This is a genomic window from Streptomyces sp. NBC_01451 (genome assembly GCF_036227485.1).
Taxonomy (GTDB): domain Bacteria; phylum Actinomycetota; class Actinomycetes; order Streptomycetales; family Streptomycetaceae; genus Streptomyces.
On the sequence record NZ_CP109479.1, the window covers coordinates 7,007,607 to 7,027,882 of the forward strand.

Annotated in this window: 19 protein-coding genes and 1 riboswitch; of the genes, 9 read left to right on the forward strand and 10 right to left on the reverse strand. The window is 71.4% G+C overall.

Annotated features, from left to right (window positions below; genetic code table 11):
* Positions 1 to 111: 111 nt before the first annotated feature.
* Positions 112 to 226, reverse strand: a riboswitch (cobalamin riboswitch).
* A gap of 47 nt (positions 227 to 273) precedes the next feature.
* Positions 274 to 954 (forward strand): phosphotransferase, encoded by a 681-nt coding sequence (locus OG595_RS30760; protein ID WP_329277617.1) that lies wholly within the window; start codon positions 274 to 276, stop codon positions 952 to 954.
* A 31-nt stretch (positions 955 to 985) separates the two neighbouring features.
* Here OG595_RS30760 and OG595_RS30765 read toward each other — a convergent pair whose 3' ends face one another.
* Positions 986 to 2,023 carry an MBL fold metallo-hydrolase gene (locus OG595_RS30765; protein ID WP_329277619.1) on the reverse strand — a complete coding sequence of 346 codons (1,038 nt, stop codon included), beginning with the start codon at positions 2,021 to 2,023 and terminating at the stop codon, positions 986 to 988.
* Positions 2,024 to 2,214: 191 nt separating this feature from the next.
* On the opposite strand from OG595_RS30765, the gene OG595_RS30770 reads away from it, so the two are divergent.
* Positions 2,215 to 3,672 carry an aldehyde dehydrogenase gene (locus OG595_RS30770; protein WP_329277621.1) on the forward strand — a complete coding sequence of 486 codons (1,458 nt, stop codon included), beginning with the start codon at positions 2,215 to 2,217 and terminating at the stop codon, positions 3,670 to 3,672.
* Positions 3,673 to 3,677: 5 nt separating this feature from the next.
* The gene (locus OG595_RS30775) at positions 3,678 to 3,911 is read left to right on the forward strand and encodes a ferredoxin (RefSeq protein ID WP_329277623.1); all 234 of its coding nucleotides are present in this window, start codon (positions 3,678 to 3,680) and stop codon (positions 3,909 to 3,911) included.
* A gap of 191 nt (positions 3,912 to 4,102) precedes the next feature.
* Here OG595_RS30775 and OG595_RS30780 read toward each other — a convergent pair whose 3' ends face one another.
* Entirely contained in the window at positions 4,103 to 4,885 is a 783-nt protein-coding gene (locus OG595_RS30780) for a TetR family transcriptional regulator (protein WP_329277625.1), read from the reverse strand.
* Positions 4,886 to 5,147: 262 nt separating this feature from the next.
* Between OG595_RS30780 and OG595_RS30785 the strand changes: the two genes are divergently transcribed.
* From OG595_RS30785 to OG595_RS30795, 3 genes are read left to right on the forward strand one after another with little or no spacing between them, the layout of a single operon-like run.
* On the forward strand, positions 5,148 to 6,557 hold the full coding sequence (locus OG595_RS30785; RefSeq protein WP_329277626.1) for a glycosyltransferase family 4 protein: 1,410 nt from the start codon (positions 5,148 to 5,150) through the stop codon (positions 6,555 to 6,557).
* Positions 6,551 to 7,342 carry a class I SAM-dependent methyltransferase gene (locus OG595_RS30790; protein ID WP_329277627.1) on the forward strand — a complete coding sequence of 264 codons (792 nt, stop codon included), beginning with the start codon at positions 6,551 to 6,553 and terminating at the stop codon, positions 7,340 to 7,342. Before OG595_RS30785 ends, OG595_RS30790 begins: the two co-directional genes overlap by 7 nt.
* Positions 7,339 to 8,409, forward strand: coding sequence for a prenyltransferase (locus tag OG595_RS30795; RefSeq protein WP_329277629.1), 1,071 nt, complete (start codon positions 7,339 to 7,341; stop codon positions 8,407 to 8,409). Before OG595_RS30790 ends, OG595_RS30795 begins: the two co-directional genes overlap by 4 nt.
* Before the next feature lie 28 nt (positions 8,410 to 8,437).
* Here OG595_RS30795 and OG595_RS30800 read toward each other — a convergent pair whose 3' ends face one another.
* The 8 genes from OG595_RS30800 to OG595_RS30835 form a co-directional block, all read right to left on the reverse strand.
* The gene (locus tag OG595_RS30800) at positions 8,438 to 8,731 is read right to left on the reverse strand and encodes a hypothetical protein (protein ID WP_327694505.1); all 294 of its coding nucleotides are present in this window, start codon (positions 8,729 to 8,731) and stop codon (positions 8,438 to 8,440) included.
* Between the two features lie 70 nt (positions 8,732 to 8,801).
* Positions 8,802 to 9,812 (reverse strand): LLM class F420-dependent oxidoreductase, encoded by a 1,011-nt coding sequence (locus OG595_RS30805; RefSeq protein WP_329277631.1) that lies wholly within the window; start codon positions 9,810 to 9,812, stop codon positions 8,802 to 8,804.
* A 111-nt stretch (positions 9,813 to 9,923) separates the two neighbouring features.
* Positions 9,924 to 10,775 (reverse strand): hypothetical protein, encoded by an 852-nt coding sequence (locus tag OG595_RS30810; RefSeq protein ID WP_329277633.1) that lies wholly within the window; start codon positions 10,773 to 10,775, stop codon positions 9,924 to 9,926.
* 141 nt (positions 10,776 to 10,916) lie between these two features.
* Positions 10,917 to 11,840 carry an N-acetylmuramoyl-L-alanine amidase gene (locus OG595_RS30815; protein ID WP_329277635.1) on the reverse strand — a complete coding sequence of 308 codons (924 nt, stop codon included), beginning with the start codon at positions 11,838 to 11,840 and terminating at the stop codon, positions 10,917 to 10,919.
* 10 nt (positions 11,841 to 11,850) lie between these two features.
* On the reverse strand, positions 11,851 to 12,516 hold the full coding sequence (locus OG595_RS30820) for a class I SAM-dependent methyltransferase (protein ID WP_329277638.1): 666 nt from the start codon (positions 12,514 to 12,516) through the stop codon (positions 11,851 to 11,853).
* A gap of 165 nt (positions 12,517 to 12,681) precedes the next feature.
* A complete protein-coding gene (locus OG595_RS30825) occupies positions 12,682 to 14,412 on the reverse strand; it encodes an MFS transporter (protein WP_329277640.1) in 1,731 nt (576 codons plus the stop codon).
* Positions 14,413 to 14,659: 247 nt separating this feature from the next.
* Positions 14,660 to 15,292 carry a response regulator transcription factor gene (locus OG595_RS30830; protein WP_329283364.1) on the reverse strand — a complete coding sequence of 211 codons (633 nt, stop codon included), beginning with the start codon at positions 15,290 to 15,292 and terminating at the stop codon, positions 14,660 to 14,662.
* A gap of 5 nt (positions 15,293 to 15,297) precedes the next feature.
* The gene (locus OG595_RS30835) at positions 15,298 to 16,827 is read right to left on the reverse strand and encodes a sensor histidine kinase (RefSeq protein WP_329277641.1); all 1,530 of its coding nucleotides are present in this window, start codon (positions 16,825 to 16,827) and stop codon (positions 15,298 to 15,300) included.
* Positions 16,828 to 17,177: 350 nt separating this feature from the next.
* On the opposite strand from OG595_RS30835, the gene OG595_RS30840 reads away from it, so the two are divergent.
* The 3 genes from OG595_RS30840 to OG595_RS30850 all read left to right on the forward strand — a co-directional run bounded on the left by OG595_RS30840 (position 17,178) and on the right by OG595_RS30850 (position 20,207).
* Positions 17,178 to 18,038, forward strand: coding sequence for a MaoC/PaaZ C-terminal domain-containing protein (locus OG595_RS30840; RefSeq protein WP_329277645.1), 861 nt, complete (start codon positions 17,178 to 17,180; stop codon positions 18,036 to 18,038).
* Positions 18,039 to 18,167: 129 nt separating this feature from the next.
* Positions 18,168 to 19,244 carry a Zn-dependent alcohol dehydrogenase gene (locus tag OG595_RS30845; protein WP_329277647.1) on the forward strand — a complete coding sequence of 359 codons (1,077 nt, stop codon included), beginning with the start codon at positions 18,168 to 18,170 and terminating at the stop codon, positions 19,242 to 19,244.
* Positions 19,245 to 19,253: 9 nt separating this feature from the next.
* The gene (locus OG595_RS30850) at positions 19,254 to 20,207 is read left to right on the forward strand and encodes a 3-oxoacyl-ACP reductase (RefSeq protein WP_329277648.1); all 954 of its coding nucleotides are present in this window, start codon (positions 19,254 to 19,256) and stop codon (positions 20,205 to 20,207) included.
* Positions 20,208 to 20,276: the final 69 nt, after the last annotated feature.

Consider the following 20,276-nt stretch of genomic DNA (forward strand, 5'->3'; position numbering starts at 1 on the left):
GAGCCGGACAGCACGGGACACCCCGGGCGGCTCGGCTCCGTATACCTCGACGGTGCCGTACACCGGCGGACCACCGGTGACACGAGCCGGTCACGGTCCGCACAGGGCGATCCGGCTCACAGCGCACGGGCCGGTGCCCGGACTGCTCACGGTTGCGGGTCAGCGCCGGAATTGCACCGGCTTCCCCCTGTACGGGTGTGATACGACCCTTCCACTGTACCGGCCGGTCAGGAACGGCTGAGAGGTGGCCGTGCGCGGAGGTAGGTTCACCGCATGCTGACGGGGAGACTGCTCGGTTCGGGGCGCACGGCCGACGTGTACGAACTCGACGAGCCGGCCTGGGTACTGCGCCGCTACCGGGACGGACACGGGGACGCGACGGCCGAGGCGGCCGTCATGGAGCATGTGCGGGGCCACGGGTACCCGGTGCCCGAGGTGCGCACGGCGACCCGGACCGACCTGGTCCTGGAGCGGCTGTCCGGACCGACGATGCTGGAGGCGTTCGCGGCGGGTCTGCTGGACGCGCGAGCGGGCGGCGAGATGCTGGCGGGGCTCCTGCACGGCCTGCACGCCGTCCCGCCCCGCGACCCGGCTCCCGACCCCGGGACCCGCGTCCTCCACCTGGACCTGCATCCGGAGAACGTGATCCTCACTCCCGATGGCCCCCGGGTCATCGACTGGGCCAACGCGGAGGAGGGGCCGCCGGGCCTGGACCGGGCCATGTCCGCCGTGATCCTGGCCCAAGTCGCGGTATCCGCCGACCCCTTGGCCGGCCCGGCCCGCGCGGTGCTGGCGGCCCTGCTGACAGCCCCGTCCGCCGTGCCGGAGGCGGGCCGGACGGCGGAGGGCCTGCCGGAGGCGCGCAGGCGCCGCGCGGCGAATCCGACGATGACCCGGACCGAGGTCGAACTGCTGGGAGCGGCGGCGGACTTGATCCGTACGCTGCTGCCGTGAAACCGGCCCGGACGGTCGGTCCGGGCGGCGGTCACACCGCCACGTAGGTCACCGGCTCGCTCCCCGTCACCGCCTCCGCCCGGCCGAGCTTGACCAGGCGGCGTACATGGGCCTCCGCCTCCGAGACCGCGATGTTCCGTGATCCCGGGGGGATTTCGGACCAGGGGCGGTTCCACTCCATGCGTTCCGCCAGCTGCCAGGGGGTGAGGGGGGTGGTGAGGAGGGCGAGCAGGCCGGTGAGGCGGTCGTCGTGGTGGTCGAGGAGTTCCTGTACGCGGACGGTCGCGTCGGGGAAGGCGTGGCGGTGGGCCGGGAGGACCTCCGCCGGGGCCAGGCGGCCGATGCGCTCCAGGGAGTCGAGATAGTCGCCGAGGGGGTCGGCGACCGTCGTGTCGTCCGGGTCCTCGTACAGGCCGATGTGCGGGGTGATCCCGGGCAGCAGGTGATCGCCCGAGAACAGGCGTCCGTTGCCCGGGAGTCGGGCCGGGTGCGCCTCCTCCAGGTGGAGGCAGACGTGGCCCGGGGTGTGGCCCGGCGTCCAGATGGCGCGCAGGCGGCGGCCGGGGAGGTCGAGGAGTTCGCCGGGGACGATCTCGCGGTCGGGCAGCGCCGGCGAGAAATTGGGCAGGATGCCGACGGGGGTCCTGGTCAGGGTCGCCACATGGTCGTCGGGTGCGCCGGCCGCCGCCAGCTTCGCCGTCATGTAGGTGAACCAGCGATCGGCGCGGTTGTCGCGCGTCCGCCGTACGAGGGAGATGTCGGCCTCGTGCATCGCGATCCACGCCCCGGACACCTCGCGGACCTGGCCCGACAGGCCGTGGTGGTCCGGGTGGTGGTGGGTGATCACCATGCCGTGGATCTCGCCGGCCGACGTGCCGCACGCCAACAGGCCCTCGGCGAGCGCTTCCCAGGACAGCGGGTCGTCCCAGCCTGTGTCGATGAGCACCGGTCCGCTGTCGGTGTCGACGACGTACACCAGTGTGTGTCCGAGGGGATTGTTCGGGATGGGGACCCGGAGGGACCGTACGCCCCCGCCGTGATCGGTCACCTGCGTCGACACCTGTGTCATGGGCTCCCCTGTGGCCGGTTGCCGGCCCAACTATAACTAGAACCGGTTTCAATGGGAGCCCAAGTCACTTACCTCGTAGTGGTGCGAGAGCTGTGGACTCCTCGGAGGGGAACTGGTAACTGTCTCCGTATCTATCTGACGATCCGTCAGAGACGGTACCCGGAGAGGCAGTCGGCGAGAGGCAGTCGGCCATGACCGAGCTCGTGGAACACGGACAACTGTTCATCGGCGGGGAGTTGACCGATCCCCTCGGCAAGGACGTCATCGAGGTCATCTCACCGCACACCGAAGAGGTCATCGGCCGTGTGCCGCACGCCTCGACGGCCGACGTCGACCGGGCCGTCGCCGCCGCGCGCACCGCCTTCGACGAAGGACCCTGGCCGCGGACGAGCCTCGACGAGCGGATCGCCGTCGTCACCCGCATCAAGGACGGGATCGCCGCGCGCTACGAGGAGATCGGCCGCGTCATCTCCTCCGAGAACGGCTCCCCGTACTCCTGGAGCGTCCTCGCCCAGGCCCTCGGCGCGATGATGGTGTGGGACGCGGCGATCACCGTCGCCCGCGACTTCACGTACGAGGAGACGCGCGACGGAGTCCTCGGCCGCATCCTCGTCCGGCGCGAACCGGTGGGCGTCGTCGCCGCCGTGGCCCCCTGGAACGTCCCGCAGTTCGTCGCGGCGGCCAAGCTCGCCCCCGCGCTGCTCGCCGGCTGCACGGCGATCCTGAAGCCGTCGCCCGAGTCGCCCCTCGACGCGTACATCCTCGGGGAGATCACGAAGGAGGCCGGACTGCCGCCCGGCGTCCTCTCCATCCTCCCGGCCGACCGCGAGGTCAGCGAGTACCTCGTCGGACACCCCGGCATCGACAAGGTCTCCTTCACCGGCTCGGTGGCCGCCGGCAAGCGCGTGATGGAGGTCGCCTCCCGTCAACTCACTCGCGTGACACTGGAGTTGGGCGGGAAGTCGGCGGCCGTCGTCCTCCCCGACGCCGACCTGGACACCACCGTGCCCGGCATCGTCTCCGCCGCCTGGATGAACAACGGGCAGGCGTGCGTGGCCCAGACCCGCATCCTCCTCCCGCGCTCCCGCTACGACGAGTTCGCGGACGCCTTCACCCAGGCCGCGAGCGCGCTGGTGGTCGGCGACCCGCTCGACCCGGCGACCCAGGTCGGCCCACTGGTCGCGAAGCGGCAGCAGCAGCGCAACCTCGACTACATCCGCATCGGCCAGGAGGAGGGCGCGAAGATCCTCACCGGCGGCGGACGCCCCGCCGGCCTCGACCGCGGCTGGTACGTCGAACCGACCCTCTTCGGCGACGTCGACAACTCGATGCGCATCGCCCGCGAGGAGATCTTCGGCCCGGTCATCTGCCTGATCCCGTACGGCGACGAGTCCGAGGCGGTGAAGATCGCGAACGACTCCGACTACGGCCTCTCCGGCAGCGTGTGGACGGCCGACGTCGCACACGGCATCGAGATCGCCCGCCAGGTCCGTACCGGCACCTACTCGGTGAACACCTTCAGCCTCGACATGCTCGGCCCGTTCGGCGGCTACAAGAACTCGGGGCTGGGGCGGGAGTTCGGACCCGAGGGGTTCGGCGAGTACCTGGAGCACAAGATGATCCACCTCCCCGCCGGCTGGGAGGGCTAGAGCCCATGGGCGACCGCTGGCACGTGGAGGTCGACCGCTCGCTGTGCATCGGCTCGGCCCAGTGCGTCCACCGGGCACCGGACGGGTTCCGCCTCGACACGGGGATGCAGTCCCACCCCGTCGAACCGGACACGGACGCCAACGAGAAGGTCCTGGCGGCGGCGGAGAACTGTCCGGTGGAGGCGATCATGATCACGCTGCTGGGAGGTGGGGAGCCGGTCTTTCCGCCGGAGGAGTAGCGAGGGCGGGGCGGGTGCGGCCCGGTCCCTGTTCGCCACCCGCCCGCCCGTTCCCCGTATCTGATCAGCGCGGGCCGGCACCATCCAGCCCGTCCGGCGTTCGAGGACGAGGTCCCTTCAGGGCCGTAGTGGGGGTATGGGGGCGGCAGCGCCCGGGGATGGGGCGGGTAGGGGCGGCGGGGGCGAAGACCTCACCGCCCGCCCGGCTCCCCGGAGGGATCCGTCAGGTCGATCAGCCGGCACACCGTCTCGATGTCGATCTTCACCTGGGCGATCGAGGCGCGGCCCGACAGCCAGGTGATCAGCGCCGAGTGCCAGGTGTGCTCGATGACGCGGACCGCCGAGAGCTGCTCGGGCGTCGGGTGCCCCCGGCCCGGGTCGCCCAGCCCCATCGAGTCCAGGATGATCGCCGTCGTCTGACGGGAGACCTGGTCGACCTCCGGCGAGACACTGCGGTCCGCGAACGTCAGCGCCCGCACCATCGCGTCCGCCAGATGCGGCTCACGCTGGAGCGCGCGGAAGGCGCGCATCAGGGTCTCCGCGACCCGCTCCGCGGCCGTCTCACCCGTCGGCGGCTTCTTGCGCAGTGTGCCGTGCATGTGTTCCAGCTGGTCCTGCATGGTGGCGACCAGCAGATGGACCTTGGACGGGAAGTACCGGTAGAGCGTGCCGAGCGCGACCTGCGAGGACTCCGCGACCTCCCGCATCTGCACCGCGTCGAACCCGCCCCGGCTCGCCAACTGCGCGCTCGCGTGCAGGATCCGCCGCCGCCGGGCCTGCTGCCGCTCGGTGAGCGGAGCGGACGGCGGCAGCGCGGCAGCCGGCGAACCGGAACCGGACGTGGCCCCGGAACCGGACGTGGCCCCGGAACCGGACGTGGCCACGGAACCCGATGCCGCCCCGGACCGGGACGCCGGACCGGACGGCGAACTCGGTCGCGCCGTGTGTGCTTCCACCTTCGCGTCGGCAGGCATGGGTCCCGTTCCGTGACAGTCGGTGATCGCGTGACGATCAGGCGGTGATCAGGCAGCGATCCGGCAGGCGTATGTCAGCAAACAGTCAGCATGGCACGTCGGGTCGTGCGGCGGCCGTGGTGCGAATCACCTGATCCACCGCTCACAGCCGAGGTGCCTGCCGGTAGATTCGGAGCCTCCTGAACGATCAAGTCTGAAACTTGTTCTAGATTAGCGTCCCGTCGTAGTCTCGCGGGAAACCGTGGGGAGAAGGGGGCCAGGAGTGACGGCCGAGGCCAGCGAGGCAGGCCCTCCGGGGGATCCTGCAGCGGACGGCGAGCGACCGCTCAACATCGCACTTCTGACCTATAAGGGGAACCCGTTCTGCGGCGGCCAGGGCGTCTACGTACGCCATCTGTCGCGCGAACTGGCCCGGCTCGGTCACCGCGTCGAGGTCATCGGCTCCCAGCCGTACCCCGTGCTGGACGTACTCGACGGCCGTGACGGGTCCGCCGCCGGTTCCGGCCCCGGTCCCGATCCCGTCCTCACCGAGCTGCCCAGCCTCGACCTGTACCGCCACCCGGACCCCTTCCGCACTCCGGGGCGCGACGAGTACCGCGACTGGATCGACGCGCTCGAAGTCGCCACCATGTGGACCGGCGGCTTCCCCGAACCGCTCACCTTCTCCCTCCGCGCCCGCCGCCAACTGCGCGCCCGGAGCGGCGAGTTCGACGTCGTGCACGACAACCAGACGCTCGGATACGGCCTGTTGGGCGACATAGGTGCCCCGCTCGTCACCACGATCCACCACCCCATCACCGTGGACCGGCAGTTGGAGCTGGACGCGGCCGAGAGCATGCGCCGGCGGATGTCCGTACGGCGCTGGTACGGCTTCACGCGCATGCAGAAGCGGGTGGCGCGCCGCCTGCCCTCGGTGCTCACCGTCTCGGGTACCTCGCGCCAGGAGATCGTCGACCATCTCGGCGTACGGGACGAGCGCATCCACGTCGTGCACATCGGCGCGGACACCGACCTCTTCTCGCCCGACCCGGCGGTGCGTCAGGTACCGGGCCGCATCGTGACCACGTCCAGCGCGGACGTTCCCCTCAAGGGGCTGGTGTTCCTCGTCGAGGCGCTGGCGAAGGTCCGTACGGAACATCCCGCCGCCCACCTCGTGGTCGTCGGCAAGCGCGCCGAGGACGGGCCCGTCGCCCAGGCCATCGAGCGGTACGGCCTCGAAGGCGCCGTCGAGTTCGTGAAGGGCATCTCGGACGCCGAACTCGTCGACCTGGTCCGCTCGGCGGAGATCGCCTGCGTACCGTCCCTGTACGAGGGCTTCTCCCTCCCGGCGGCCGAGGCGATGGCCACCGCCACGCCCCTGGTCGCCACCACCGGCGGAGCGATCCCCGAGGTGGCCGGCCCCGACGGCGAGACGTGCCTGGCGGTCCCGCCGGGCGACCCGGGAGCCCTGGCCACCGCCCTGGCCACCCTCCTCGCCGACCCGGAACTGCGGGCGCGCCTGGGCCGGGCCGGCCGTGAGCGCGTGCTGACCCGCTTCACCTGGGCCCGGGCCGCGGAGGGCACGGCGGCCCACTACCGCGAGGCGATCGCCCGCTCGGCGCCCGCCCGCAAGTCCGTGCCGACGCACACCCCCGACGTGACCCCCGACCGCGAAAGCAGGACTTCGTGCTGACCGTCGACTTCACCCGGTTCCCGCTCGCCCCGGGCGACCGCGTACTGGACCTCGGCTGCGGAGCCGGCCGGCACGCGTTCGAGTGCTACCGGCGCGGCGCCCAGGTCGTGGCCCTCGACCAGAACGGTGAGGAGATCCGCGAGGTCGCCAAGTGGTTCGCCGCGATGAAGGAGGCGGGCGAGGCACCCGCGGGGGCGACCGCGACGGCCATGGAGGGCAACGCCCTGGCGCTGCCGTTCCCCGACGAGTCCTTCGACGTCGTGATCATCTCCGAGGTCATGGAGCACATCCCGGACGACAAGGGCGTGCTCGCGGAGATGGTGCGGGTGCTGAAGCCCGGCGGCCGGATCGCGATCACCGTGCCGCGCTACGGGCCCGAGAAGGTCTGCTGGTCCCTCTCCGACGCCTACCACGAGGTCGAGGGCGGCCACATCCGCATCTACAAGGCGGACGAACTCCTCGCGAAGATCAGGGAAGCGGGACTGAATCCCTACGGCACGCACCACGCCCACGCCCTGCACTCCCCGTACTGGTGGCTGAAGTGCGCGTTCGGCGTGGACAACGACAAGGTGCTGCCGGTGCGCGCCTACCACAAGCTGCTGGTCTGGGACATCATGAAGAAGCCGCTGGTCACCCGGGCCGCCGAGCAGGCGCTGAACCCGCTGATCGGAAAGAGCTTCGTGGCGTACGCGACCAAGCCGCACCTCCCGAACCTTCCCGGGTCCGACGCCGAGCCGGAAGCCAAGTCCGAAGCCAAGGCCGACGCCAAGGTGGCCGTCAAGTGACCACGCCCCGGACAGAACACCTCGTCCTGCCCGGGGTCCTCACCGCCGAGCAGGCAGCCGCCACCGTCCGCGGGATCCTCGCGGAGCAGCGCGCGGACGGGGCCATTCCGTGGTTCCGGGGCCACCATCTCGACCCCTGGGACCACACCGAGTCGGCGATGGCCCTGGACGCGGCCGGCGAGCACGAGGCCGCCGAGCGGGCCTACCTGTGGCTGGCCGCCCACCAGGTCCCGGACGGCTCCTGGTACGCCGCGTACGCCGACGGGGAGGCCGCCGCCGTCACCGACCGGGGCCGGGAGACCAACTTCGTCGCCTACATAGCCGTCGGCGTCTGGCACCACTACCTCGCCACCGGCGACGACACCTTCCTCGACCGGATGTGGCCGACGGTCTTCGCGGCCGTCGAGTTCGTGCTCCAGCTTCAGCAGCCCGGCGGCGAGATCGGGTGGAAGCGCGAGGACGACGGCACGGACGTCAAGGACGGCCTGCTGACCGGGAGTTCGTCGATCCATCACGCGCTGCGCTGCGCGCTCGCCATCGCCGAGGAACGTGAAGAGCCGCAGCCCGACTGGGAGTTGGCGGTGGGAGCGCTGCGGCACGCGATCCGCCGGCACCCGGAGCGGTTCCTCGACAAGGACCGCTACTCGATGGACTGGTACTACCCGGTCCTGGGCGGCGCGTTGACGGGTTCGGAGGCCAAGTCCCGCATAGAGGAGGGCTGGGAGCGCTTCGTCGTCCCCCGGCTCGGGGTGCGCTGTGTCGTGCCCAACCCGTGGGTGACCGGCGGTGAGTCGGCCGAACTGGCTCTGGCGCTCTGGGCGGTGGGCGAGTCCGACCGGGCCCTGGAGATCCTCCAGTCGATCCAGCACCTGCGCGACCCGGACAGCGGCCTGTACTGGACGGGTTACGTGTTCGACGCCAGGGCGGTCTGGCCGCGTGAACTCACCACCTGGACCGCGGGTTCACTGCTCCTCGCGGTCGCCGCGCTCGGCGGCCACGAGGCGACCTGCGCGGTGTTCGGCGGCGAACTGCTGCCGACGGGGCTGGACCCCGACTGCTGCGAGTAGCCGGGGGTCCAGCCCTGTCGGCCGGTGCTCAGTGCCGGTTGACGCGGTTGGCGATCGCGTGGCCGACGAACAGGTAGACGATGGCGGCCAGTCCGTACCCGGCGACGACCCGCGCCCACTGCTCGTCGAACGTGAACAGGTCGCGCGACCAGCCCGCCAGCCAGGAGGCCGCGTCGTGGACGACCTGCACGAAGTCGTTCGCGCGGTTCGCGTCCAGCAGGTACATCAGGATCCAGAGGCCGAGGATGACGGCCATGATGTCGGCGACGATCGCGATGACCGTCCCGGCCTGGTTGTTACCACGGCGGTATGCAGAGGACATGACCTCCGGGTTGCCCCGAAACCCCGGATGAAACCAACTGGGCGCCGTCGGTCGGCCGTCGGTCCGCCCGTCAGGAGTTGAGCTCGGCGAGCACGCGCAGGGTGTGCGGGTCGGGGGAGAGGACGAGCAGGTCCGTCACCGGCCCCTTGCGCCACAACTCCAGCCGCTCCGCGATGCGTTCACGCGGCCCGACGAGGGAGATCTCGTCGGCGAAGGCGTCCGGCACGGCCAGCACGGCCTCCTCCCGCCGCCCGGCCAGGAAGAGCTCCTGGATCCGCCGGGCCTCCTCCTCGTACCCCATGCGGGCCATCAGGTCGGCGTGGAAGTTGCGGGCCGCGTGCCCCATCCCGCCGATGTAGAACCCGAGCATCGTCTTGACGGGCAGCAGCCCTTCGGACACGTCGGCGCAGACACGGGCCTGCGCCATCGGCGCGACGAGGAACCCCTCCGGAGCCCCGCTCAGCGGCTCCTCGTACATCCCGTCCCGCAGCGGGGACCAGTACAGGGGCAGCCAGCCGTCGGCGATCCGGGCCGTCTGGGCGATGTTCTTCGGCCCCTCCGCACCGAGCAGGACGGGGAGTTCGGCGCGCAGGGGATGGGTGATCGACTTCAGCGGCTTGCCGATGCCGGTGCCGTCCGGCCCGCTGTACGGCAGGGAGTGGAAGCGTCCCTCCAGTTCGACGGGGGCCTCGCGCCGGAGGACCTGGCGTACGACAGCCACGTACTCCCGGGTCGCGGTGAGCGGCGACCTCGGGAACGGGCGCCCGTACCAGCCCTCGACGACCTGTGGGCCGGACAGGCCGAGCCCGAGCATGACGCGTCCGCCGGAGAGGTGGTCGAGGGTGAGGGCGTGCATCGCGGTGGTCGTCGGCGAGCGGGCCGCCATCTGGGCAACCGCCGTACCCAGCTTGATCCTTGACGTCTGCGCCGCGATCCACGTCAAGGGGGTGAACGCGTCCGAGCCCCAGGACTCGGCGGTCCACACCGAGTCGTAGCCGAGCCGTTCGGCCTCCTGGGCGAGCGGTACATGGTCCGGGGAGGGGCCGCGACCCCAGTAGCCGAGCGCGAGACCGAGCCGCATGCCTGCCTCCTGACGGTCCGTCAGATGTGAGAGCGCCGGTCGCGACTGTACGACAACGGCCCCCCGCCCGGAAGGGCAGGGGGCCGCGGCTCACGAATCCCGCAGGCGGTGCTATCCGCGCTGGATGCCGGAGGTGTCCTGGAGGACGCCCCTGCGGCCGTCCTGCGTCTGGGCGATGAGGCCCTGGCCGCGCTGCTCGACGGCCAGGTACCAGGTACCGGGGGCCAGTTCGGCGATCGCCGTCGCGGAGCCGTCCTCCGCGAACAGGGGACGCGGCACCGGCACGGCGAACCAGAACGGGGCGAAGTCCGGGGCCGGCGGCTGTGCCTGCTGCTGCGGCTGAGCCGCACCGGCACCGGCACCGGCGCCGAAGGGCTGAGCGGTCTGCGGCTGGCCGCCGTACGGCGGCTGCTGGGCGTCGGCGCCCGGGTAGCCGTAGCTGCCCTGGGGCTGGCCGCCGGGGAAGGGCTGACCGCCGTACGGCTGCGGGGCGGGCGGCTTGGGGGCGCCGACCAGGGCGCCCTTCAGGGCCGGAACCAGCGGGGTGGCGACCGCGGCGGCGGCCATGACGACCGTCGCCACGAGGGAGAGGATCAGACCGGTACCGGCGTCCGGGCCCGAACCGGAGTTGCTGCCGACGTTGTCGATGCCGCCCGCCGGGTCGAAGACGTTGCCCAGCGCGCTCCACGCCGCGAAGACGGTGAAGGCGACACCGAACTGGCCGAGCTCGATGCCGGCGACCTTGGGCACCTGCGGCAGACCGTGCGACACCACGACGAGCGCGGCACCGATGAGGCCCGCCAGGACGACGCCCATCAGGAGCGGTCCGCTGGCCCAGGCGCTCGGCATGTCGACGCCCGTGGCGCCGTCGACGGAGTAGATGTCGAGGAACGACGCGATGAACAGCAATACCGCTGCTCCGATCACCACGCCGTCGCCTCGAGTGAGGGAGCGGATATTCACTTCAGGTCCTCAGGTCCTTCGTAGGTCGTCTCATCGTCGTCATTCGGTCGGTCGTCATCGCTCGGCCGTCAATCGATCGTGCGTAGGGGCACGACATTATCGTCCGCCCGAGCGGACTGTCCGCCGGGATGCACACGTTGATCACGACCCGCGCAGAAAACTCACGATTCCCTCAGAGATCCCCTGCGCCGCCTCCTGCCGCCAGGATCCGCTGGTCAGCAGCGCCGCGTCCTTGCTGTCACGCATGTTGCCGCACTCGATGAACACCTTCGGAACCGTTGACAGATTGAGACCGCCGAGGTCCGTGCGGGTGTCCAGACCGGTACCGCCGCCGATGTAGTTGGAGGGCGCGGAGCCCGTCTCGCGGATGAACCCGGCCTTGATGTCCTCGCCGAGCAGCCGGGAGGACGCGACGATCGGCCGGGTGTCCGCGGCCCCTTCGTGCACCGCCCCCGGCAGGATCACATGGAACCCGCGGTTGCCCTGCGCGCTCCCGTCGGCGTGGATGGAGACGACTGCGTCGGCGTGCGCGGCGTTCCCGATCCGGGCGCGCTCGTCCACGCACGGCCCGAAGGCGTAGTCGGAGCGGTCGCCGTCCTGGGTGAACTTCACGGTGGCGCCCTCCTGTTCGAGGACCGTCCGCAGCCGCCGCGCGACATCGAGGGTGAACTCGGCCTCCGTGTAACCGCTGTTGGTGGCGGTACCGGTGGTGTCGCACTCCTTCGAGTTCGTGCCGATGTTCACCTTGCGGGCGATCTCGGCGGTGTGCTTGAAGTTGCCGGGGTTGTGCCCGGGGTCGATGACGACGACCTTGCCCGTCAGCGGGGTCGCCGGCCGGCTGGGGAAGGAGAAGTCGGGCGGTGCGATCGGCGACAGGGACGGATAGACGCCGCCGGCCTCCGCCAGGCTCTTGCCGTCCCGGTCACCGTCGTCCGCGACGGCCCCCCAGACGAACCACCCCCCTGTCGCGCCCAGCACCAGCACGGCGAGGGCGACGGCCAGCGGGCGGCGCGCAGCGGAACGAGAGGGCTGGGGCGGCTCGAAGCCGGGGCCTGCGTAGGACACGACAGCGACTCTAACCGGGGCCTCGGACTCCGGCTCCCGTTCGCCGCAGGACGCGCAGCGAGTCGGTCGCGGAGACCTCGGTGAAGGCGCCGGAGGCGAGGGCACGGAGGTAGACGCGGTAGGGCGCCTGGCCGGTGAACTCGTCCTCGGGGTCGGGGTACACGTCGTGGATGAGGAGGAGGCCGCCCTCGGCGACGTGCGGGGCCCAGCCCTCGTAGTCGGCGGTGGCGTGCTCGTCGGTGTGTCCGCCGTCGATGAAGACCAGGCCGAGCGGCGAGTTCCAGATCCGCGCCACCTGCGGCGAACGCCCGACGACCGCGATCACGTGGTCCTCCAGGCCGGCGGTGCGCAGGGTGCGCCGGAAGAGCGGCAGGGTGTCCATCACACCGAGCTCCGGGTCGACGGTCTCCGGGTCGTGGTAGTCCCACCCCGGCTGCTGCTCCTCGCTGCCCCGGTGATGATCGACGGTGACCGCCGTGACCCCGGCCGCGCGGGCCGCGTCGGCGAGCAGCACCGTGGAACGCCCGCAGTACGTCCCGACCTCCAGCAACGGCAGCCCGAGCGCCCCCGCCGCCACGGCTGCCTCGTACAGCGCGAGCCCCTCACCGGCGGGCATGAACCCCTTGGCGGCCTCGAAAGCGGCCAGAATCTCCGGCTTGGGCGCTGCCGCGGTCATGGGGTTCCTTCCGGTCGTACGAGCGTGCGGGAGCCTCATGCTGCCGTACAACCGGGGAGATGTTGACGACGGGGGTGCCCCCATAGGGGCGCGGGGAACTGCGCGACCGGCCACGGCGGACCCGCAGCCGAAAACACACCTCCGCGCCGCGCCCGCGCGCAGCGCCTACGCGCTGACGGTCTCCCCGGGCAGGGACAGGTCGAGATCGACCGTCCCCTCCTCACCCGCATGCGTCGCCGACGAGGCAAGCGGCCCATGACCGGAGGCCCTCGCGGCCAGGACATACGCACCCCGCGAGGGGACGGCGAGCGCATAGCTCCCGTCGGCCCCGGACAGCGTCGCGCCCGCCTGGCGCCCCCGCTGGTCGATCAGCGTGACCTTCGCACGGGCGACCGGACTGCCGTCGGCACCCAGCACCCGCCCACGGAACCCGGAGCCGAGCGCGGCGTCCTGCTCACTGCTGGCCAGCAGCTGCGGCCTGCTCGCCGGGCGCCGCCCCGGCAGGAACAGGGCCAGCAGCAGACCGACCGTCACCGCACCCGTGGCGATCAGGAAGGAGACCCGGAAGCCGTGCATGGTCGGGATCGCCACGCCGCCCACGTGGTCCGCGGTGTTGGCGAGCACCATGCCGATGACGGCGCTGGACACGGACGTACCGATGGAGCGCATGAGGGTGTTCAGGCCGTTGGCCGCGCCGGTCTCGGAGGCCGGTACCGCGCCGACGATCAGGGCGGGGAGGGAGGAGTAGGCGAGGCCGATGCCCGCGCCCAGGACGACCGCGATGACGAGGGACTGCCAGGCGGCGCTCATCAGGCCCAGGCCGGCGCCGTAGCCGATGCCGATGATCAGCAGGCCGAGGATCAGGGTGACCTTGGGCCCGTACTTGGCGGAGAGGCGGGCGTAGACGGGGGCCGTGAACATCATCGTCAGGCCGAGCGGCGCCACGATCAGGCCCGCCATGACCATGGACTGGCCGAGGCCGTAGCCGGTGGAGGTGGGCAGCTGGAGGAGCTGGGGCAGGACGAGTGAGACGACGTAGAAGGAGACGCCGACCATGATCGAGGCGAGGTTGGTGAAGAGGACGGCCGGCCGGGCGGTGGTCCGCAGGTCCACCAGCGGGGCCTTGAGGCGCAGCTCCAGCACGCCCCACAGCAGGAGGACGACGGCGGACGCGCCGAACAGGCCGAGCGTGGTGCCGGAGGTCCAGCCCCAGTCGCTGCCCTTGGTGATCGGGAGGAGGAAGAGGACCAGACCGGCGGACAGTCCGATGGCCCCGAGCACGTCGAAGGTGCCCTCGGCGCGCATTTCGGACTCGGGTACGACGAACAGGGTGAGGACGATGGCGAGCGCGCCGAGACCGGCGGCGCCGTAGAAGAGGGCGTGCCAGTCGGAGTGCTGGGCGATCAGCGCGGCGAGGGGGAGGGCGAGGCCGCCGCCGACGCCGATGGAGGAGCTCATCAGGGCCATCGCCGAGGGGAGCTTCTCGCGGGGCAGCATGTCGCGCATCAGACCGATGCCGAGCGGGATGGCGCCCATGGCGAAGCCCTGGAGGGTACGTCCCGCGATCATGGTCAGCAGGTCGCTGGTGAGCGCGCTGACAAGGGCGCCGACCACCATCACGGACAGGCTCGCGATCAGCATGCGCCGCTTGCCGAACAGGTCGCCGAGCCGTCCCATGATCGGCGTGGCCACGGCTCCGGAGAGAAGCGTCGAGGTCAGCACCCAGGTGGCGTTGCTGGGCGAGGTGCTCAGCAGCTGGGGCAGGTCCTTGATGACGGGGACGAGCAGGGTCTGCATGACCGCGACAACGATGCCCGCGAAGGCGAGCACCGGGACTATGGCCCCGCCGGTTCTGCCGCTTCCACCGGCGGGCCGGTCGGTCGTCGTGTGCGTCATGGGGTGGGGCCTCCAGGCGGATCCGGGCGGGGTACGTGTGTGACGAACCCGTGTGCCTGGGCAACTATTCCGATGTTTTGGCGTACTAACTAATCCTTGACCTGCTCATGGGAATCTGAGCCGCCGTCACGTGTCAGGGCCTCTCAGCCGTCCTGCGCGGGGCACGGCTCGTCGGACCGGCAGACCGGCAGACCGTCGGACCGGCAGACCGTCGGACCGGCAGACCGGCAGACCGTCGGACCGGCGCCTAGAGCCACCCCTGCTGCCGGGCCTCCCGCACCGCCTCCGCCCGGTTGCGGGTCCCGGTCTTCCCGATGGCCGCCGAGAGATAGTTGCGGACCGTCGACTCGGAGAGGTGGAGCCTGCCGGCGACATCGGCGACCGTCGCCCCGTCCACCGACGCCTTCAGCACCTCGCACTCGCGGGCGGTGAGCGGATTGGGCCCGGCGCTGAGCGCGGCGGCGGCGAGGGCGGGGTCGATGACCGTCTCCCCGGTCAGCACACGGCGGATCGCCGCCGCCAGCTCCTCCACGGGCCCGTCCTTGACGAGGAACCCGGCGGCCCCCGCCTCCATGGCCCGGCGCAGATAGCCGGGGCGGCCGAAGGTGGTCAGGATCAGCACCCGGCAGTCGGGGGCCTCGTCACGGAGCCGGGCGGCGGCGTCCAGCCCGCTGATGCCGGGCAGCTCGATGTCGAGGAGCGCCACATCCGGGCGGCGCAGCAGCGCCGCGTCGACGATCGCGTCGCCGGACGCGACCTGGGCGACGACCTCGATGTCCGGCTCCATCCCGAGCAACAGGGCGAGAGCGCCGCGCATCATCTGCTGGTCCTCGGCGAGGAGGACCCTGATGGACTTCGAGGGACGGTGATCCCGGGGCATCTCGTTCACGGAGCAAGGGTAGGCCGGATGCGGCGGTTGACCTGGGAAGAAGAGGGCGAAGAAGGTGACGGGGGCGAGGGCGGGGGCAAGGCGGACGGCGAGGAGGAGGTCGAGGGCGAGGAAGACGCAGGGGGCGAGGGTGAGGAAGGGGGCGAGGGTGAGGAAGGGGGCGAGGGTGAGGAAGGGGGCGAGGGTGAGGGTGACGACGAGGAGGAAGGTGCGGGGGAGGGTGTTTCGGCGGTCGGGCCGGGGAGTTCGGCCGTCACCAGGAATCCGCCCCGCGGCATCGGGCCCGCCGACAGTGAGCCCCCGGCCGCCGCCAGGCGTTCCGTCAGCCCCTTGAGTCCCGTGCCGCCGATATCCGTCCGCGTGGCCCCCGCGGGCGGCGTCACGCCCGTCCCGTCGTCCGCGACACTCAGCCGCACGCGTTCGCCCGTACTCTCCCCGCCCGTACTCTCCCCGCCCGTGCCCTCGGCGCCCGCGCTCCTCGGCCCCATGCCCTCCACCGTGATCTCGCAGCGGGTGGCACCGCTGTGCCGCAGGACGTTCGTGACCGCCTCGCGCACCACCCAGCCCAGCAGCGCCTCCGTCGGCGGCGGCAGGGGCGGGCCCGAGCGGTGGATCACCGGAGTGACGGCCGCCGCCGTCAGGACCGAGTCCGCCCGGTCCAGTTCCGTGGCCAGGCCGCCCTGCCGGTAGCCGGTCACGGCCTCGCGGATCTCCGTCAGGGCCTGGCGGCCGACCGACTCGATGTCCGTGATCTGGAGCAGGGCCGCGTCCATGTCCCGGGGCGCCAGCCGCCGGGCGGCCTCCGACTTCACCACGATCACCGACAGGGTGTGGCCCAGCAGGTCGTGCAGGTCGCGGGAGAAGCGCAGCCGTTCCTCCTCGACCGCGCGACGCGCCAACTCCTCACGCGCCGCCCGCAGTTCACGTACCGCCTCGGTCAGGGACAGGATCGCCGCCGTCACCATCGTCGACAGGAAGGTCCCGTACGCCACGTTCAGCGCGTCCCAGCCGTCCCGGACGGAGGAGACCGTCGCCGCGAGGGCGGTGAGCGCGAGTCCGGTGCGGCCCAGCCATGGGCCGCGCATCACCGCGCCCGTGGCCAGCCCGAGCAGCGGGAAGAAGTACAGCCAGCTGCCGCCGTAGACGATCGCCAGCGCGCAGGTCACCGCGCCCATCGCGACGAGCGCCACCCGCGTCGACCTGGCGTCCCGCGTCTCCTTCGCGAAGGCGCGGAACGTGACGTAGATGTAGAGGGAGTTGAAGGTGAGCAGGCCCAGCGCGCCGATCCAGGGCAGCGGGGTCCGGCCCTGGAGGAGGTTGGAGAAGGAGCCCATGCCCATCAGCAGCCAGGGCAGCAGGGCGAATCCGGTGGGCGGCGGGCCCGGGTTCTCCGGCTCCGGCAGCCGGCCGCCCGACTTCCGCGCGGCACGCCGGGCGGCCTTGAACCGGTCCATGTCCGCCCGCCATCGGGCCCGCTCGGCGCGCCACTCGCCGACCTGGCAGGCGGCCTCTCGCATCCAGAACATGGACGACAGCGTACGAAGCGGGGGTCACGCCGGGCAGATGCCGATGTACGGACTCCGGCAGGACAAATGTCCCGGCCCGGCGTGCCGTCCGGCCCGGGACCGCGCAACTGACGCATCGTCAGGAGTATTCACAACTCAGGACCGCTCGGCTATACAACAGGGGGCGCCGGACTGGAACGCGTTCTAGATCGGCCCGTATCGACCTCGGTGCGGCCGACGGTGCGGACGGTCGTACCGAGGTCTCAGTCCAGTGAGTTGTCAGGCCTGCGCACTGTGAGGCCTGTGCGTTGTCAGTCCTGCCAGACGCCTGCCGTGTGAGATGTCCGTCCCGTCAGTTGATCAGGAGCCCCATGCCCATTGACGCCGCCAAGGCCGTCGCCGCCGAACCCCGGTCCGCAGAGATCGCCTGGGGTCGCAAGGACGTCCAGCTCTACCACCTCGGCATCGGCGCCGGCATCCCCGCGACCGACCCCGGCGAGCTGAACTACACCCTCGAATCCCGGCTGCACGTCCTGCCCAGCTTCGCCACCGTCGCAGGCAACGACTCCCCGGACGTGATCAGCGGTCTGTCCATGCCCGGCGTCGACGTCGACCTCGCGCACGTCCTGCACGGCGGCCAGAGCATCGAGCTGCACCGCCCGATCCCGGTCGAGGGCAGGGCACGCGCCACCGGGAGCATCGCCGCCGTGTACGACAAGGGCAGCGCGGCGATCCTCGTGATGCGCACCGAAGTCGCCGACGCCGACGGGCCGTTGTGGACGAGCGACGCGCAGATCTTCGTACGGGGGGAGGGCGGATGGGGCGGCGACCGGGGGCCCTCGAACCGGCTCCCGGCGCCCGACGCCGAACCCACGAAGGTCGTCGAGCGGACCGTCCGGGAGGATCAGGCGCTGCTCTACCGGCTCTCCGGGGACTGGAACCCGCTGCACGCCGACCCCGACTTCGCCGCCCGCGCCGGGTTCGAGCGGCCCATCCTGCACGGGCTGTGCACATACGGCATGACGCTCAAGGCGGTCGTCGACACGGTGCTCGGCGGGGACGTCGGCCGGGTCCGCGCGTACCGCACCCGCTTCGCCGGGGTCGTGTTCCCCGGGGAGACCCTGCGCATCCGGATGTGGACGCACGAACCGGACCGCGTCCAGGTGTCGGTCACCGCCGTCGAACGGGACGACGCACCCGTACTGGCCGACACGGTCGTCGAACACTCATGACCTCGCCCTCTTGACCCCGCCCTCGTGACCACGCACTCGTGATCATGGCCGAGCACACGTACTCGCACCTCCCTGTACGCCCCGTACACCCCTGTACATCGCTGTAGGTCCCCGAAGGGAGCCGCACCAATGCGCGCAGCCGTACTGCACGAGATCGGGCAGGACAAGCTGGACGTCCTGGACGACGTCGAGGCCGTGGGCTTCGGCCCCGGCAAGGTGAGGGTCCGGATACGGGCCACCGGGCTGTGCCACTCGGACCTCTCCGCGATGAGCGGCGTACTGCCGCAGCCGGCGCCCTTCGTCCCCGGCCACGAAGGCGCCGGGGAGATCCTCGAAGTCGGGGAGGGCGTAAGCAACTTGAAGGCCGGTGACCGGGTCGTCGTCTGCTGGCTGCCCGCCTGCGGCGCGTGTCCGGCGTGCAGGCGCGGCCAGACCGAGCTGTGCCTCGCCGGGTTCATGAACGCCGGCACCCCCAACTTCAGGCGCCCCGGCGGCGACATCTTCGGCATGGCCGGCACCGGCACCTTCGCCGAGGAGGTCGTTCTGGACGCCGGCTGTGCCGTGCCCATCCCCGACGACGTGCCCTTCGACATCGCCGCGCTCATCGGCTGCGGGGTGACCACCGGACTCGGCGCCGCCATCAACACCGCCGATGTGCGGGCCGGTTCGTCGGTAGCCGTCATCGGCTGCGGAGGCGTCGGCATCTCCGCGATACAGGGCGCGCGGCTCCAGGGCGCCGCCGAGATCGTCGCCGTCGACCCGGTGCTCTCGCGCCGCGAGTCCGCGCTCAAGTTCGGTGCCACGAAGGCGGTTTCGCCGGACGAACTGGCCGACGCCAAGCAACAGGTCACCGGCGGCGAGGGCTTCGACTACGTCTTCGAGGTCGTCGGCCGCTCCGCCACCGCCCGCACCGCCTACGACACCACCCGGCGCGGCGGCACCATGGTCGTCGTCGGCGCGGGCGCCATGGACGACAACCTCCAACTCAACATGTTCGAGCTGTTCTTCGACGAGAAGCGCATCCTGCCGTCCATGTACGGCGGCGGCGACGTCCTGCGGTCCTACGAGCGCACGATCGCCCTCTGGCGCGCCGGACGCGTCGACCTCGCGGGCCTCATCACCCACCGCGTGCCGCTCGCCGGCATCAACGAGGCACTCGACCAGATGCGTACGGGAACCGCGCTGCGTACGTGCATCGAGATCTGAAGGACGCCGATGTCACTGCTGTCACCGTCACTGCCACTTGAGGGACTCGCCGCGATCGTCACGGGCGCGGGGCGCGGTCTCGGCCGGGTCGAGGCGCTGGAACTGGCCCGGCTCGGCGCGGCCGTCGTCGTCAACGACTACGGGCAGCCCGGCCGGGACGGTTCCGGCGAGGCGTCCGCCACCCCCGCCGAGGAGGTCGCCGCCGGTATCCGCGCGGCGGGCGGCACGGCGGTCGCCCACACCGGAGACGTGGCCGATCACCAACAGGCGCGTGAACTGGTTGAGTTGGCGATCTCCGAGTTCGGCAAGCTGGACATCCTCGTCAACAACGCGGGCATCCTGCGCGACCGCATGGTCTTCTCCATGACGGAGGGGGAGTGGGACGCCGTCATACGGGTCCACCTCAAGGGGCACTTCAACACGACCCACTTCGCCGCCGCGCACTGGCGGGGGCGCGCCAAGGCGACCGGAGCACCGGTGTACGGGCGGATCGTGAACACGTCCTCGGAGGCGTTTCTCGCCGGTTCGGCGGGCCAGCCCAACTACGCCGCCGCGAAAGGCGGAATCGTCGGCCTGACCACCTCCACGGCGCTCGCCCTCGCCAAGTACGGAGTGACGGCGAACGCCATCTGTCCACGTGCCCGGACCCGTATGACCGAGGACGTCTTCCAGGGCTTCGAGCAGCCCGACACGGGCCTTGACCCCCTCGCCCCCGAGCATGTCGCGCCGCTCGTCGGCTACTTGGCCTCACCGGCTGCCGGACACGTCAACGGACAGTTGCTCGTCGTCCACGGCGGGATGGTCGCCGTCGTCGAACGCCCGCGGGTGGCCGCCAAGTTCGACAGCAAGCAGGACACCTTCACCTACGACGAACTGGACGCCCTCCTCACCCCGCACTACGCGGACCGGCCCGCCGGGGAGACGTTCGCCGCGGCGGAGGTGCTCGGCCTCAAGCGCGGCTGACAGGGCAGAGGTCGGAGGAAAGCGGCCCCGCCCGGTAACCAGCCGGGCGGGGCCGCACGTCACTCGATG

What these genes read in the sequence shown, in the direction of transcription:
- OG595_RS30805 (WP_329277631.1), bottom strand. Translation starts at nt 9,812, where the DNA reads ATGCGGCTCGGTCTCGCGCTCGGCTACTGGGGTCGCGGCCCCTCCCCG.
- OG595_RS30840 (WP_329277645.1), top strand. Translation starts at nt 17,178, where the DNA reads ATGCCCATTGACGCCGCCAAGGCCGTCGCCGCCGAACCCCGGTCCGCA.
- OG595_RS30835 (WP_329277641.1), bottom strand. Translation starts at nt 16,827, where the DNA reads ATGTTCTGGATGCGAGAGGCCGCCTGCCAGGTCGGCGAGTGGCGCGCC.
- OG595_RS30780 (WP_329277625.1), bottom strand. Translation starts at nt 4,885, where the DNA reads ATGCCTGCCGACGCGAAGGTGGAAGCACACACGGCGCGACCGAGTTCG.
- OG595_RS30845 (WP_329277647.1), top strand. Translation starts at nt 18,168, where the DNA reads ATGCGCGCAGCCGTACTGCACGAGATCGGGCAGGACAAGCTGGACGTC.
- OG595_RS30800 (WP_327694505.1), bottom strand. Translation starts at nt 8,731, where the DNA reads ATGTCCTCTGCATACCGCCGTGGTAACAACCAGGCCGGGACGGTCATC.
- OG595_RS30825 (WP_329277640.1), bottom strand. Translation starts at nt 14,412, where the DNA reads ATGACGCACACGACGACCGACCGGCCCGCCGGTGGAAGCGGCAGAACC.
- OG595_RS30820 (WP_329277638.1), bottom strand. Translation starts at nt 12,516, where the DNA reads ATGACCGCGGCAGCGCCCAAGCCGGAGATTCTGGCCGCTTTCGAGGCC.
- OG595_RS30770 (WP_329277621.1), top strand. Translation starts at nt 2,215, where the DNA reads ATGACCGAGCTCGTGGAACACGGACAACTGTTCATCGGCGGGGAGTTG.
- OG595_RS30775 (WP_329277623.1), top strand. Translation starts at nt 3,678, where the DNA reads ATGGGCGACCGCTGGCACGTGGAGGTCGACCGCTCGCTGTGCATCGGC.
- OG595_RS30830 (WP_329283364.1), bottom strand. Translation starts at nt 15,292, where the DNA reads ATGCCCCGGGATCACCGTCCCTCGAAGTCCATCAGGGTCCTCCTCGCC.
- OG595_RS30760 (WP_329277617.1), top strand. Translation starts at nt 274, where the DNA reads ATGCTGACGGGGAGACTGCTCGGTTCGGGGCGCACGGCCGACGTGTAC.
- OG595_RS30850 (WP_329277648.1), top strand. Translation starts at nt 19,254, where the DNA reads ATGTCACTGCTGTCACCGTCACTGCCACTTGAGGGACTCGCCGCGATC.
- OG595_RS30765 (WP_329277619.1), bottom strand. Translation starts at nt 2,023, where the DNA reads ATGACACAGGTGTCGACGCAGGTGACCGATCACGGCGGGGGCGTACGG.